Here is a 14230-nt window from a genome sequence, read left to right on the forward strand (position 1 = left end):
CGAAAAGACCTCCGTCAGCGAGACTCGTTGATTTGCCGTAGCCGCTTTCTCCGTCTCCATACGCCACCCAAAAAGACAGAAAACTACACAAATCAACGCCCTGTGAACAGCCCCTTTGTAACTGATTGATTGTGAACGGCTATTTTGGCATGTTCACGACGGTGGCATTTCGGGTTTGGTGCGATTGCCCTGGTTGCTAACGCCATAATGCATAAGTATTTTTTTCTCCCTGCTATCATGGAGTGCTGTTGATCGGATCCGCGATGAATTCGTTCTTTTGTCGCTTCGCTTCGGTGCTCTCATGAGAAAACTCTTTCGCCCATTCCGGCTGGCCGGTCACTGCATCTTCCTTGCCTTCGCCGTACTGCCGCTACTGGCCGTGCCGGCTGCGGCCAGCGCCGGCCATGGTCGCGAGATCATCGTCGGCGTCCACGAAAACGAGCCGAAGATTTTCATGGGGCCGAATGGTCAGCCCTCGGGGATTCTCGGCGATCTGCTCGTCGAGATGGCGCGGCAGGAGGGGTGGAAACTGAAGCCGGTGGCCTGCATCTGGCAGGATTGCCTGACCGCATTGCAATCCGGGACGATCGACCTGCTGCCCGATGTCGCGTTCTCCGAGGAGCGCAGCCGGCAGCTCGGTTTTCACGAACGGGCGGCGTTGAACAGCTGGTCGCGGCTTTATCACGGCGATTCGGCACAGATCAATTCGATGCTTGATTTGCAGGGCAAGCGTGTCGCGGTCATGGAGGGCTCGATCCAGCAAACGTACCTCGACGAGGTTCTGCGCGGCTTCGGCGTGCAGGCCGTCTTGGTCCCGGTGGCATCGATTCCGGAGGGGTTCCGCCGAGTGGCGGCGGGCGAACTGGACGTGGCGGTGGCGAATCGCTTCGTTGGCGACTTGCAGGCGCCGCGGCACCACCTTCTGGAAACCCCGGTCATCTTTCAGCCGACGCAGCTCTACTACGCAACGGCCAGCGGGCGTAACGTCGACCTGCGGCAGGCGATCGACGAGCACCTCGAAAAATGGCAAGCGCAGCCGGATTCCGTCTATTCGCGCGTTCTGGAGCGCTGGATGGGGGCGGCGCCGCCGCGGCCCTTTCCCCGTGCCGTATGGTGGATCGGCGCCGGGCTCCTATTCCTGTTTCTCGTGACGCTCAAGGCGGTAGCGTTCCTGCGTCGCCAGGTCGCCAGAAAGACGGCGCAATTGCGCGAGAACGAGAACCGTCTGAACACGATCCTCGACAGTGTCGATGCGCACATCTTCATCAAGGACAGCGATTTTCGCTACCAGTACGTCAATCGGGGCGTCTGCGATCTGTTCGCCTGTACGCGGACAGCGATCATCGGCCGGGAAGACAAGGACTTTTTCGATGCCGATACGGCCGCCAACATGCGCGAAGACGATCGCCTCGTCCTGCAACAGGGAAAGCGCATCGAGGTCAAGGAAACGAAGCGCACGCTGGACGGCCGGTCGGAAAAGAACTATCTCACGGTCAAGCAGCCGTTGCTCGGCGACGACGGGGAAATTCAGGGGCTGTGCGGCGTATCGACCGATATCACCCGGCTCGCCGAGGCCGAGGCGGCGATCCATGAACTGGCCTTTTACGATCCGCTGACCGGCCTGCCGAACCGCCGCCTGTTGCATGATCGTTTGCAGCAGGCGATGTCGGCGACGACCCGTTACGCCGAGGGCGGCGCCTTGCTGTTCATCGATCTCGACAATTTCAAGGATCTCAATGACACGCAGGGGCACGACGCTGGCGATCGATTGCTCGTGCAAGCGGCCGGACGCTTGCACGATTGCGTGCGGGAGACCGACACGATTGCCCGGCTCGGCGGCGACGAATTCGTCGTCATGTTGCGCGGACTCAGCGCGGAGCCGGATCAGGCGCTGCTGCAGGCCGAGCGCATCGGCCGCAAAATCTGGGCCGCCATGCGCCAGCCGTACGAACTTGTAGGGCAGAGCCACCTGAGCACGGTCAGCATCGGCATCGCGATGTTTTCCGACCAGTACAAGAGCAAGGAGGATCTGCTCAAGCGGGCGGATCTGGCGATGTATCAGGCGAAAGCCGATGGGCGCGATACGTTGCGTTTCTTCAACCCGGACATGCAGGCCAAGGTCGCGGAGCGGACCGGCATCGAAAGCGCCCTGCGTCTGGCGCTGGCCCATTCCCAGTTCGTTCTGCACTATCAGCCGCAGGTCGATTCGAGTGGCCGCATCCGCGGCGTCGAGGCGCTGGTGCGTTGGCAGCGGCCCGGGCATGGGGTCGTGCCGCCGGATAGCTTCATCCCCGTCGCCGAATCGTCCGGCCTGATCCTGCCGCTTGGCGACTGGATTCTCCAGACGGCCTGCGGGCAACTGGTGGCGTGGGCCGACGATCCGGTGGCTTGTGGCTGGCATATCGCGGTCAATGTGAGCGCCCATCAATTCCGCCAGCCGGACTTTGCCGACAAGGTCATTGGCATTCTGGGTCAGACCGGCGCCAGTCCGGCGCTTCTCAAGCTCGAACTGACCGAGAGCCAGTTGATCGACGATATCGACAGTGTGATTTACCAGATGGAACGGCTGACAGAAAAGGGCGTTCGCTTCTCGCTCGACGACTTCGGCACCGGCTATTCATCGTTGAGCTTCCTCAAGCGCTTGCCGCTCGATCAGGTCAAGATCGACCGCTCCTTCGTCCGCGATCTGCTCTCGGATCCCGATGATGCGTCGATCGTCAAGACGATCATCGCCCTCGGTCAGAGTCTGCAGCTCAAAGTGATCGCCGAAGGCGTCGAAACGCAGGAACAGCGCGATACGCTGGAGCGGATCGGCTGTTTCCACTACCAGGGCTACCTGTTCGGCCGGCCGGTCAATTCGGACTCCCTGGCCGCTTCCGTGGCCGCCTGACTTCGCCCGCGGCGAAGCGACGGCCTCCGCGTCACAGCGTCAATAAGCCCGCGGCGGCGGGGGCGGACTGCCGGGTGGCGGAGGCGGGTAGGAGCCGGCAGGCGCGAGCGGCGGATAGGTGGTCGTGCGCCCTGACGATGATCTGACTACCGTGCCGGAGACCGGCACCCGTTGCCCGCGCGCGTACATGCACTGGAAGTAGGCGTTGTCGTAATACTGCTGCGTCGCGTAGTAGGAGCTCTGGGCCGTTCCAAGCCCAATCATGCTGCCGAACAACAGCCCCGTGCCGGCGCCGAATGCCGCGCCGTCTTGGCCGCCGAAGGCGGCTCCCGCCAAGGCGCCGACGACCGTTCCGACGGCCGCACTCTCAACGCCGGCCTGGGTCGCCGCCCCGGAAGCCGTCGTGCCGCCAAGCTGGTTGGTGGCATATTGCCGGCATTCGGCGTCGTCCCGGTTGAATTGCGCGAGTGTCTTTCCCGTTCCCGGCAGCGCCATGGCGCTGGGGCCCGTCGGAACGCTGGCGCAGCCGCCGAACAATGTCAGGCCGGCGAGCGCAAGGAGCACAGTCAGCGATTTCATATCCATTGTCCCTTTCGCGAATAGAAACTAACGCGGCGGTTGCGGCAACACCCGCTCCCAGCCGCCGGGACACTCCCTGACGTAGGGGTAGTAAGCCTTGGCCGAACGGCAGAAGTACCAATAATTTGCCGTAGCGTCCTGGCCGGTTGCCTCGCTGGACGGAGATGCCGAGTCAGCCGGAGCTTGCTCGATATAAACCTGCGGATAAGGACGCTCTATTACGGCCGGCGGATAGTAGTAGCGCGGCGGGTAATACCACGGATCCCAATACGGTCCCCAGTAAGGGCCGAAAGTGATGCCGACACTGCCTCTGTAGCCAGAATAATGTCGGTGCGCACGGTGGTCGGCCTCGGCGTTGTGGCTGCTGGCCAAGCCAACGAGCAAAAGCACGATTGTTGCGATTGTCGATTTCATCGGGACCTACCTTTCCTCTCAACTCTCCGATGCATCTCCGCCGGGATGCTCCTTGCCGTGATCGCAACGCGACCGTCGTTGGGGCAAGCAGCCCGGCATGGGATCAACTAGCTATCAGACTCTTGGATTATTGATCAGTTTCCGTGGCATTCAAGGGAGTGCAGGTAGCAGGGCGTGTTTTCCCGCCCGACCTGGCGCCGCCGCCTACTTTTCGGCGTCCTTCGCTGGTTTGTTCAGATCGCCATCCGGCAGATAGCCGACGCCACCCCAGTTGGCTTGCAGCAAGGCGCCGCGATCCGTCATTTGATATACGGAGAGCAGGGGATTGAACGACACGGCGCCATCAAGCACCAGACCCTCGCCTTCCTTCTTCAGCTTGAGCGTTGCGTCGCCGCTTGCCGTCACATCGGCGCCGACCTTGCAGAATGTCTTGAACAGCGACTTGTCCTTGAAGATCAGCACCTGTTTGTAGCTCTTGTGACCGATACCGGGCCCGGTTCCCAAACGGGCCATTTTCATGAACGTTTCCTGCTTGCTCTCGTTATCTACAGCAACACCGGCGCCCCGACCTGTCACGAGGAGAATGATGTTGGATTGCGAGGCATCGAACACGGCGTATCCCACCGACTTCCGGAGTTCTTCGCGCGCTTTCGGGTGGGCCTTGTACAAGCGTTTTAGCGTTTCGTCGCGCATGGTGCGGATTTCATCGCGGGCCTTTTGCTGCTCCGCGGTGCTGAGTGAACTGGTCGTTGGTTCCTCGGCGGAGGATTCCTGCTTTGGGTCATCGGCCAGTGCGGGGGCACCGGCAAACAGCAAGACCAACGAGAAGAGCAAACTGGCGCGTGATTTCATCTTGGTTGTCCCTTTAAGGATGGATGGGGTCTAATGGTCGGCGCCGCGGACGGTTCCAACCGTCGTGCACTGCAAAATTATTCTACGCCGAGGAAAAAATGCTTCCCAAGATAGTGTTTCTCGATCGCTCCACGCTGGCGGTTCCGCTGCGTCCCGTCGGCGTGCCGCACGCGTGGGTGGAATACCCACTGACCGCGCCGGACGAAACCGGCGAACGCCTGCAGGACGCCACCGTTGTCATCACCAACAAGACGCTCATCGACGAAGCGGTCCTGCGGCAAACCCCATCGTTGAAACTCGTCGCCGTCTCGGCGACCGGCTACAACAACGTCGATGTCGCGGCCTGCAAGGCGCGTGGTATTACGGTGTGCAACGTGCGTGACTACGCGCTGACCGGTGTCACCGAGCATACGCTGATGTTGATGCTGGCGCTGCGGCGCCAGCTGCTGGCCTATCGGACGCGGCTCATGGCCGGCGACTGGCAGAAATCGGCCAGCTTCTGCCTGTCCGAACCGCCTTTGCACGATCTGGCCGGCAGTACGTTGGTCATCATCGGTGGCGGCGCGCTTGGCAAGAGCGTGGCGGCGGCCTGTGGGGCGCTGGGCATGCGCGTGCTGTTTGCCGAGCACAAGGGCGCTGGCGTCGTGCGCCCGGGTTATGTGCCGTTCGCTGACGCGTTGGCGCAGGCGGATGTCGTGAGTCTGCATTGCCCGCTGACGCCGGAAACGCGCCACCTGATTGGTGCGCCCGAGCTGGCGCAGATGAAACGCAGCGCCCTGCTCATCAACACGGCACGCGGCGGCATCGTCGATGAACCGGCATTGCTCACCGCGTTGCAAAGCGGGCAGATTGCCGGCGCCGGCGTCGATGTGCTGAGCGAGGAGCCGCCGGTCAACGGCAACCCGCTGCTCAATGTCGACCTGCCGAATCTGATCGTCACCCCGCACGTCGCCTGGGCCAGCGAGGAAACGGTGCACAAGCTGGCCGAGCAGCTGATCGGTAACGTGGAAGCGTTTTTGTCGGGGACGCCGCGCAATATCGTGGTTTAGAAAGCTGCAGATTTATTGCAGATGCGTCATCCCGGCGAACGCCGGAATCCATAAAATCAACGAACTGGACCCCGGCTTTTGCCGGGGTGACGAATACTTCAACAACTCCTTAGCAGGCTTCCGCCTCGATTTGCTCGGAGAGCAGCAGCCACTTTTCTTCGCATTCGGCGAGCGCGTCGTTGACCGCTTGCAACTCCAGCCCGAGTTCGCCGATTTCCTGCGGCGAGAGCGGTTCCGCGAGGCGGGTTTCGAGGTCGGATTTCTGCGTTTCCAGTTCGGCCATGCGCGTTTCGACCTTGCCGAGGTCGCGCTTCATCGCCTTCATCTGCGGCGTGATTTTCTTGTTCGCGGCGGGGGGCGGCGCGACCGGGGCGGCGGCTGATGTTGTGGCCTTTTCTTCCTTGAGCGAGGTTTTGAGTTCCTCGCGCGCTCGTTTGGCTTCGTCGAGCAGGAATTGCTGGTAGTCGTCGAGGTCGCCGTCGAACGGGCCGACGCCACCGCGCGTGACGAGCCAGAACTCGTCGCAGACGGCGCGCAGCAGGGCGCGGTCGTGGCTGACCAGCATCACCGTGCCTTCGAATTCGTTGAGCGCAACGGCCAGCGCCTCGCGCGTCGCGAGATCGAGGTGGTTGGTCGGTTCGTCGAGCAGCAGCAGGTTCGGGCGTTGCCAGACGAGCATGCACAGCACGAGGCGCGCCTTTTCGCCGCCGCTCATCGTGCCGACCGGTTGTTTGACCATGTCGCCGCTGAAATTGAACGAGCCGAGGAAGTTGCGCAGATCCTGCTCGCGGCCCGATTCACCGTCCGGCAGCGCTTCCTTGGCCAGCCGCACCATGTGTTCGAGCGGGTTGTCCTGCGGGCGCAGCACGTCGAGTTCCTGCTGCGCGAAATAGCCGATCTTCAGGCCCTTGCCTTCGGTGACGGTGCCGCCGAGCGGGGCCAGCGTGCGGGCGATCGTCTTGACCAGCGTCGACTTGCCCTGGCCGTTGGCGCCGAGGATGCCGATGCGCTGGCCGGCGTTCACCGTGCGCGTTGCCTTGTTCACGATGACGGTCGGCGGGGTGCCGGCCGGCGCGTCGTCGGGAGCGGGATAGCCGCAGTCGGCGTCGCGCAGGACCAGCATCGGGTTGGGCAGGTTGGCCGGTTCCTTGAATTCGAAGGTGAAGTCGGCGCTGGCCAGTACCGGCGCGATCTTTTCCATGCGTTCGAGCGCCTTGACCCGGCTTTGCGCCTGCTTGGCTTTCGTCGCCTTGGCCTTGAAGCGGTCGATGAATTTCTGCAGGTGGGCGATCTTGTCCTGCTGCTTGGCGTAGGCGCTTTGCTGCAATTCAAGCTGCATCGCCTGTGTTTCCTCGAAGGTCGAGTAGTTGCCGCCGTAGCGGGTCAGCTTGCCGCTGTCGATGTGCAGCGTGACGTTGGTGATGGCGTCGAGGAATTCGCGGTCGTGGCTGATGACGAGCAGCGTGCCGTCGTAGCGCTTGAGCCAGGCTTCGAGCCAGACCAGCGCGTCGAGATCGAGGTGGTTGGTCGGTTCATCGAGCAGCAGCAGGTCGGATGGGCACATCAGTGCACGCGCCAGTTGCAGACGCATGCGCCAGCCGCCGGAGAAACTGTTGACCGGGTTTTCGAGCTCGGTGACCTTGAAGCCGAGGCCGAGAATCAGCGCTTGCGCCCGCGCTTCGGCGTCGTGCGAACCGGCGTCGTGCAGCGTCATGTAGGCGTGCGCCATGCGCTCGCCGTCGCCGGAGGCTTCGGCCGCGGCGACCTCGTCCTGCGCAGCTTTCAGGCGCGTATCGCCCTCGATGACGAAGGCCGTCGCGCTTTGCGCCGTTTCCGGCATCTCCTGCGCCACCTGCGCCAGCCGCCACGAAGGCGGCATGAAGAATTCGCCGCCGTCCTCGTGCAGGTTGCCGTTGATCAAGGCGAACAGCGACGACTTGCCGGCGCCGTTGCGCCCGACGAGGCCGGCTTTCTCGCCGGGATTGATCGTGACCGACGCGTTTTCGAGCAATACCTTGGCGCTGCGGCGCAGGGTGACATTCTTGAGGGTAATCATGAAGGGGGACGTCTTTTGAAAAACTGCGCAAACGCCTTAAACGCAGAGAACGCAGAGCCGCAGAGATACAGAGAAGTTCAAATCTGATTTTTCTCTGCGATCTCTGCGGCTCTGCGCGCTCTGCGTTGAAAGAGTTTCTAGTTCGATTTACTTGAAAACCACCGTCTTGTTGCCATGCACCAGCACGCGGTCTTCGAGGTGGTAGCGCAGGCCGCGGGCGAGGACGGTCTTTTCGATGTCCTTGCCGTAGCGCACCATGTCTTCAACCGAGTCGGAGTGGTCGATGCGGATCACGTCCTGCTCGATGATCGGGCCCTGGTCGAGCTCGCTGGTGACGTAGTGGCAGGTCGCGCCGATCAGCTTGACGCCGCGCTGGTAGGCCTGGTGGTACGGGCGGGCGCCGATGAAGCTGGGCAGGAAGGAGTGGTGGATGTTGATGATCTGGCCGGCAAATTTCTCGCACAGAGACGGCGAGAGAATCTGCATGTAGCGCGCCAGCACCATCGTGTCGCCCTTCACTTCCTCGAAGATGCGCTGCACTTCGGCGTAGGCCGATTCCTTGTTGTCCGGCGTCACCGGTACGTGATGGAACGGGATGCCGTGCCACTCGACGAAGCCCTTGAAGGTGTCGTGGTTTGAGATGACGCAGGGGATCTCGATGTCGAGCTCCTTCGACTGCCAGCGCGCCAGCAGGTCGTACAGGCAGTGTTCCTGCTTGCTGACGAGGACGACCACACGCTTCTTGACCGCCGAATCGTTGATCTTCCAGTCCATCTTGATTTCCTCGGCAAGCGGGCGGAAACGCTCGCGGAATTCCGCGAGATGGAAGGGCAGCGAGTCGGCCTTGATGTCGATGCGCATGAAATAGCGGCTGTCGCCGTTATTGTTGTCCGAGTGGTAGCGCGATTCGAGAATCCAGCCCTTGTGCTCGGCGATGAAGCCCGCGACGCGGGCGACGATGCCGACCTGGTCGGGGCACGAGGCCGATAGCGTGTAATAGCGTTTCGAGTACATGGCGGCGCTCAGCCTCCGACGCGGGCGAATGCCTTGTCGATTTCCGTGCGCAGTTCGTCGTAGTTCATGGTGACCGGGAACTGCGGGAATTCGCGGATGACGTTCTCCGGCGGGTGGAAGAGGATGCCGGCATCGGCTTCGCCGAGCATCGCCGTGTCGTTGTACGAATCGCCGGCGGCGACGATCTTGAAGTTGAGTTCCTTGAAGCGCTGGACGGCTTCGCGCTTCTGGTCGGGCATGCGCAGATGGTAGTCGACGAGCAAGCCGTTGGCGTCCGCCTCGAGGCTGTGGCAGAACAGCGTCGGCCAGCCGAGTTGGCGCATCAGCGGGTGGGCGAATTCGTAGAACGTGTCGGACAGGATGATCACCTGATAATCCTCGCGCAGCTTGTCGAGGAATTCGCGGGCGCCCGGCATCGGCCCCATTTCGCCGATCACCTTCTGGATGTCCGGCAGGCCGAGTTTTTTCTCGGCGAGAATGTTCAGACGATAGGTCATCAGCTTGTCGTAGTCCGGCTCGTCGCGCGTCGTGCGGCGCAATTCGGGAATACCGGTGCGCTCGGCAAACTGGATCCAGATTTCGGGGACAAGCACGCCTTCAAGGTCGAGACAGACGATTTTCACGAGAAGCTCCCAGAGAATGAGTAAAAAAACAGCCGGTCATTCTACCAAAGGGGGGAGTGGCGCATGTGGCTGATTCAGCGGGATTCATCGCCGTTTTTCCGCAAACCGGAGGCGCCCGTCTCCGCCGCGGCGTAAAATCGCCGGCTGTGGAGGAAACCGTAATGCACATGCGTAATCTGATGACCGTTTTGCTGTTGACCAGCACCCCGCTGGGGGCGCAGGTGCCTGCCGCCCATCCGGGGCCCGTGCCGAAAACGCTGGAGGAGGCGAAGGCGCAACGCGAACGCGCCTCGCAAATGGAGAAGGATGCCGAGCAGCGCTACGCCGCTGACGAAGCCGCTTGTTACCAGAAGATTCTGGTCAACGACTGCCTGGACGAAGCGAAAAAGCGTCTGACCCAGTCGAAGATCGACGCTCGCAATCTCGACACGCCGGCCCGCGACTTCGAGCGCGAGGCCAAGCGTGCCGACGTCGAGGCCAAGGAAGCGAAGCGCGAAGCCGATCGTCCGGTGCGCGAAGCCGAGCAGCAGACGAGGGGCGAACAGTACCGTAGCGAAGAGGCCGCCAAAGCGGTCGAGCGCGAGCGAAAAGCCGCCGAAAAAACGCAACAGGCCGCCGAGAATCGCCAGAAACTGGCCGAGGAGCAGGCCAGGCGGGCAGAAAAGAACGAAAAGCGCGCCAAGAAGGATGCCGAACGCGCCGCCCAGCGGGCCAAGCGGGAAGCCAAGGAAGCGGCGAAGGCGGCTGAGAAAGCGGCGGCCGACAAGGCGAAGGGCAATTGAGTTGAGCGATTCCTTGTCCGATTCCGACACGGCGATTTGCCTGAAAAAAGCTGCCGGCGAGGAATGAAAACTCCCTGCGCCGGCAGTCAAGGCTTCAAGTCGTGCTTCAAGAGGTACTGCTTGCTGCCACTGCGGGTACTACTTCTACTGCAATCCATAACGCTCAGATATACACGCCGCCATTGACGTCGAGGATTTCGCCAGTCACCCATTCTGCCTCGTCGCTGGCGAGGTAGAGGGCGGCATTGCCGATGTCGTCGGGGCGCCCAAGGCGGCCGATGCAGGCGGTGCTGATCAGCGCCTTGAGGTTTTCCGGCGGCATCGATTCCGTCATGCGGCCGGCCAGCGGGCCCGGACAGATGCTGTTGACGGTGATGTTGAAGGCGCCGAGTTCGCGGGCGAGGCACATCGTCAGGCCGTTGACCCCGGCTTTCGACGCGGCGTAATTAACGCCGACCTTCGGCCGGCCGGTGCGGCCGCCGACCGATGAGATCGTGATGATGCGACCGCTTTGTTGCTGCTTCATGAACGGCACGGCGGCTTTGCAGGTGACGAAGGTGCCGGTCAGGTTGATATCGACGACCCATTTCCAGTCGTTGAGCGACATCTCGTCGATCGGCATGTGCTTGATCACGCCGGCGCAGGGCACGACGATATCGAGCTTGCCGAACTGGCTGACGGCCAGCCTGGCGGCGGCTTCCATGTCGTCGAGGTGGCACACGTCGCCGGTGACGGTTGCCAGCGCGGCGCCGGCGTTCAGTTTCTGCGCGGCGGCCGCGAGCAGCTCGGGTTTCAGGTCGACCAGTACGACCCTGGCGCCGTTGGCGAGGAATTTTTCGGCGATCGCGATGGCCACATCGCCGCCGCCGCCGGTAATCAATGCCACTTTGTCTTTCAGTCTCATGTGTTCACCTCCGATGGTTCGAGTTCAGATGTGCCGTGCGATTGCCTTGCGCGCTCAGAGTCCGTTGGCTTCCAGATATGCCTTGGTTGTCTCGATGCTGCGGGAAATATGTTCGGAGGCGCCAATGGCCTTGAGGCGTTCGATATGCGGGATTTCGATGCCGCAAACGACGTTCGCCGGCATGTTGCTGACGATGCCGGCGATGTCGATGCCGCCTTCCCCGACGTAGAGCCGTTCGCCGCGGCCGGTGTGGATCAATCCTTCCTTGGTCGTCGGGATTTCGGCCGGCGCATCGCACAGGTGCAGCGCCCCGAGGTAGTCGGGCGGCAGGGCGGCCAGTTCTTCCAGCGTGCAGCGCGAGCGGGAAAAATGCAGCGTGTCGAGGGCGATTGCGGCGTTGTCGGCGCCGGACGATTTGATGATCTCGACGGAATCCTTGAGGTCGGTGATGCTTGCCCAAGTGACAAATTCAAGATTGACCTTGAGGCCGTAAGACTTGGCATGACCGCAAAGCTCGGCGAACTTGTCGACGACGAAAGCGCGGTCGGTTGACCAGATGTTCGTCAGCACCGCCTTGGCGCCGAGTTCGGCGGCAATTTCCATTTCCGGCAGATATTTCCTGATATCGACGTCGTCATGGAGGCGGGCATTTTCGATGTCGAGCAGCTTGACGCCGCTGTCGGCCAGCGCCGCCTTGGTGTCGCGCAGCAAGGCCGGATTGCTCGAAAGTCCGAAATTCAACTCGCCGGGAAGCCCCATGGCGATGGTGCGCAGGCTGACATAATCGAAACCGGCCCGGCCCGCCGTCTCGATCATTTCCGGCGGCGCCAGTTCCGAAGCGGTGAGATATACCAGCGAGAATTGTCTTTTCATTTGCGGTGCGTCCGAGATGTTGGCGGGGGCGGCCAGCGCCTGCTGAGACGCCAGCCCCCGTTCCAGCGGCTTACTTGCTGCCGCGCACCTTGGCGATTTCGGCGGTGAATTCCTTGTACAGCGCTTCGCCGACATCCTTCTGGACGAACTTGTCGATCACCGGCTTGGCTTTTTCGCGCAGCTTGGCGACGTCCTGCGGCGTCAGTTCATTGACCTGCACACCCGCTTTCTTCATGCGCTCGATCGCTTGCTGGTTCTGCTCGCGCGACAGATTGCGCTGGAAGACGGACGCTTCCTTGGCGGCATCGCCGATGATCTTCTTCTCTTCGGGAGTGAACTTGTCCCAGACCTTCTTGCTGATCAGGAACGCCATCGGGTTGTAGGTGTGCTGGGTCAGCGTCATGTACTTCTGAACCTCGAACAGCTTGGACGCCTCGATCGTGCGCGGCGGGTTTTCCTGGCCGTCGATGGTCTTCTGCTCCAGCGCGGTGTACAACTCGCCGAACGGCATCGGCACGGCATTGGCGCCCAGGGCGTTGAACAGGTCGATATAGATCGGCGACTGCACGACGCGGATCTTCAGGCCGGCGATATCCTCGACCTTGGTGATCGGCCGCTTGCTGTTGGTCAGGTTGCGGAAGCCGTTGTCGAAATAGCCCAAACCGACGAGCCCTTTCTCCGGCAGGCGGTCAAACATCTTCTGGCCGACCGGGCCTTCCATGATGGCGTCGGCTTCCTTCGAGTTGTTGAACAGGAAGGGCAGGTCGAAAACGATGAATTCCTTGATCAGACCATTGAGCAGACCGGCGTTGAGCGAGGTCATGTCGATCGTACCGCCCTGCAGCGCGGCGACGGTTTGCAAGTCGCCGCCGAGCACGCCGCCCGGAAACAGCTTTACGGCCATTTTGCCGCCGCTCTTTTCCTTCACCAGATCGGCAAACTTTTGCGAGCCGATGCCTTGCGGGTGATCGGCCTGATTCTGGAAAGTCAGGCGCAGCACCTTTTCCTGCGCCAATGCGGCCGAGCCCCCAACCAACAAGGCAGCCGAAAACAGACCCGCGGCGATTTTTTTGAGTGTCGTATTCATCAAGGAAGTCCTCCGAGAAGTGATTGGATAGAACCGGCACGAGTGGTGTGGAGCGCTAGTACCTCAGTTCATTTAATCACTGAGGTGTTAGTGTGTCAATCGATCTGCTAAAAAATCGGGACAAAACTGCTCCCGTTCAGGCGGTACGCTGCTTCGGCCTGTGCGAAAAAGCTTGTAGCACGCTCGGGTGTGTTGCATGTAACTGGATTTGTTGTATAGTGTTTCATGTAACATGGAAAAAGAGGTTCAACATGGCCACAACTCACGTAAACGCCCGAGTGCAGAAGCACCGCGCAGCCCTGCGCATGGCCGGGCTGCGCCCGGTTCAGATTTGGGTGCCCGACACGCGCCGGCCCGGCTTCGCCGAAGAATGCCGGCGACAATGCCGACTCGCGGCTCAGGCAGATGCCGCCGACACCGATATGCAGCACTTCATGGACGAGGCCTTGGCCGACGTGGACGGCTGGACTGAGTGATGCGCGGCGACCTCGTTACCATCGCCATGCAAGGCGATTTCGGCAAGCCACGTCCCGCCTTGATAATCCAGTCCGATCAGTTTGACGAACACGCGAGCGTCACGGTGCTACCCGTGACCAGCACGCTCGTTGCAGCTCCCTTGTTCCGTGTCACGGTGCGGCCGAGCACGGCGAACGGTCTCCAAAAGCCATCGCAGGTGATGGTCGACAAGGCCATGACTGTGAAACGGGATAAGGTTGGCCAAGCCTTCGGGCGCATTGACGCTGATGCACTGCTCGAAGTCGAACGTTGCTTGGCCGTGTTTTTGGGGATCGCTAAATGAGAACCCAAACCCCAGGAATCGCGATCCGCGTCTGATACGGTTGTAGCTCCCTCTCTCACCCCGGAAAGCTACAATGTCAACGATTTGACGGTCACGGCGCCTGAGGTTGTAGCTCCCTCTCTCACCCCGGAAAGCTACAATCGATCGTTGTAGATAGCCATCAAACGGTCTGTTGTAGCTCCCTCTCTCACCCCGGAAAGCTACAATAATCGCAGTCGTCTCGCTTGCCGTCGCGTTGTTGTAGCTCCCTCTCTCACCCCGGAAAGCTACAATGTTTTTCAAGATCGGCACAACGCCGGAGCAGTTGT

General features: G+C 61.4%; 14 protein-coding genes and 1 CRISPR repeat array (1 of these 15 cut by a window edge). Of the genes, 5 read left to right on the forward strand and 9 right to left on the reverse strand.

Annotated elements, in window-relative coordinates; all coding sequences use genetic code 11:
- The first annotated feature begins 301 nt into the window (after positions 1-301).
- Positions 302-2890 (forward strand): EAL domain-containing protein, encoded by a 2589-nt coding sequence (locus GH659_RS07110; protein WP_153110587.1) that lies wholly within the window; start codon positions 302-304, stop codon positions 2888-2890.
- Between the two features lie 39 nt (positions 2891-2929).
- Here GH659_RS07110 and GH659_RS07115 read toward each other — a convergent pair whose 3' ends face one another.
- The 3 genes from GH659_RS07115 to GH659_RS07125 all read right to left on the reverse strand — a co-directional run bounded on the left by GH659_RS07115 (position 2930) and on the right by GH659_RS07125 (position 4735).
- Positions 2930-3469: a glycine zipper family protein gene (locus GH659_RS07115; RefSeq protein ID WP_153110589.1), complete on the reverse strand. Its 540-nt coding sequence runs from the start codon at positions 3467-3469 to the stop codon at positions 2930-2932.
- A 27-nt stretch (positions 3470-3496) separates the two neighbouring features.
- Positions 3497-3883 carry a hypothetical protein gene (locus GH659_RS07120; protein ID WP_153110591.1) on the reverse strand — a complete coding sequence of 129 codons (387 nt, stop codon included), beginning with the start codon at positions 3881-3883 and terminating at the stop codon, positions 3497-3499.
- A 204-nt stretch (positions 3884-4087) separates the two neighbouring features.
- The gene (locus tag GH659_RS07125; protein ID WP_153110593.1) at positions 4088-4735 is read right to left on the reverse strand and encodes a lipid-binding SYLF domain-containing protein; all 648 of its coding nucleotides are present in this window, start codon (positions 4733-4735) and stop codon (positions 4088-4090) included.
- Positions 4736-4833: 98 nt separating this feature from the next.
- Between GH659_RS07125 and GH659_RS07130 the strand changes: the two genes are divergently transcribed.
- Positions 4834-5784, forward strand: a complete 951-nt coding sequence (locus GH659_RS07130; RefSeq protein WP_153110596.1) for a D-2-hydroxyacid dehydrogenase — start codon at positions 4834-4836, stop codon at positions 5782-5784.
- A 109-nt stretch (positions 5785-5893) separates the two neighbouring features.
- Here the strand turns inward: GH659_RS07130 and GH659_RS07135 are convergent, their stop codons facing one another.
- The 3 genes from GH659_RS07135 to thrH all read right to left on the reverse strand — a co-directional run bounded on the left by GH659_RS07135 (position 5894) and on the right by thrH (position 9477).
- On the reverse strand, positions 5894-7840 hold the full coding sequence (locus GH659_RS07135) for an ABC-F family ATP-binding cassette domain-containing protein (RefSeq protein ID WP_153110598.1): 1947 nt from the start codon (positions 7838-7840) through the stop codon (positions 5894-5896).
- A gap of 147 nt (positions 7841-7987) precedes the next feature.
- The gene (purU, locus tag GH659_RS07140; protein ID WP_153110600.1) at positions 7988-8854 is read right to left on the reverse strand and encodes a formyltetrahydrofolate deformylase; all 867 of its coding nucleotides are present in this window, start codon (positions 8852-8854) and stop codon (positions 7988-7990) included.
- 8 nt (positions 8855-8862) lie between these two features.
- A complete protein-coding gene (thrH, locus tag GH659_RS07145; protein ID WP_153110602.1) occupies positions 8863-9477 on the reverse strand; it encodes a bifunctional phosphoserine phosphatase/homoserine phosphotransferase ThrH in 615 nt (204 codons plus the stop codon).
- Between the two features lie 161 nt (positions 9478-9638).
- Between thrH and GH659_RS07150 the strand changes: the two genes are divergently transcribed.
- Entirely contained in the window at positions 9639-10259 is a 621-nt protein-coding gene (locus GH659_RS07150; protein WP_153110603.1) for a hypothetical protein, read from the forward strand.
- A gap of 163 nt (positions 10260-10422) precedes the next feature.
- Here the strand turns inward: GH659_RS07150 and GH659_RS07155 are convergent, their stop codons facing one another.
- The 3 genes from GH659_RS07155 to GH659_RS07165 all read right to left on the reverse strand — a co-directional run bounded on the left by GH659_RS07155 (position 10423) and on the right by GH659_RS07165 (position 13123).
- Entirely contained in the window at positions 10423-11163 is a 741-nt protein-coding gene (locus GH659_RS07155) for an SDR family NAD(P)-dependent oxidoreductase (protein ID WP_153110605.1), read from the reverse strand.
- 54 nt (positions 11164-11217) lie between these two features.
- Entirely contained in the window at positions 11218-12036 is an 819-nt protein-coding gene (locus GH659_RS07160) for a sugar phosphate isomerase/epimerase family protein (RefSeq protein WP_153110607.1), read from the reverse strand.
- Between the two features lie 70 nt (positions 12037-12106).
- Complete coding sequence (locus GH659_RS07165) at positions 12107-13123, reverse strand: TRAP transporter substrate-binding protein (protein WP_153110609.1); 1017 nt, start codon at positions 13121-13123, stop codon at positions 12107-12109.
- Between the two features lie 251 nt (positions 13124-13374).
- Between GH659_RS07165 and GH659_RS07170 the strand changes: the two genes are divergently transcribed.
- Both GH659_RS07170 and GH659_RS07175 read left to right on the forward strand, forming a co-directional pair.
- Positions 13375-13599, forward strand: coding sequence for an antitoxin MazE family protein (locus GH659_RS07170; protein ID WP_153110611.1), 225 nt, complete (start codon positions 13375-13377; stop codon positions 13597-13599).
- Positions 13599-13922, forward strand: coding sequence for a type II toxin-antitoxin system PemK/MazF family toxin (locus GH659_RS07175; protein ID WP_153110613.1), 324 nt, complete (start codon positions 13599-13601; stop codon positions 13920-13922). Before GH659_RS07170 ends, GH659_RS07175 begins: the two co-directional genes overlap by 1 nt.
- Positions 13923-13961: 39 nt before the next feature.
- A CRISPR array of direct repeats spans positions 13962-14230; the repeat unit is 36 nt; unit sequence GTTGTAGCTCCCTCTCTCACCCCGGAAAGCTACAAT (it continues 625 nt past the right edge of the window).

The sequence above is a fragment of the Propionivibrio limicola genome (genome assembly GCF_009469695.1).
Lineage (GTDB): Bacteria > Pseudomonadota > Gammaproteobacteria > Burkholderiales > Rhodocyclaceae > Propionivibrio > Propionivibrio limicola.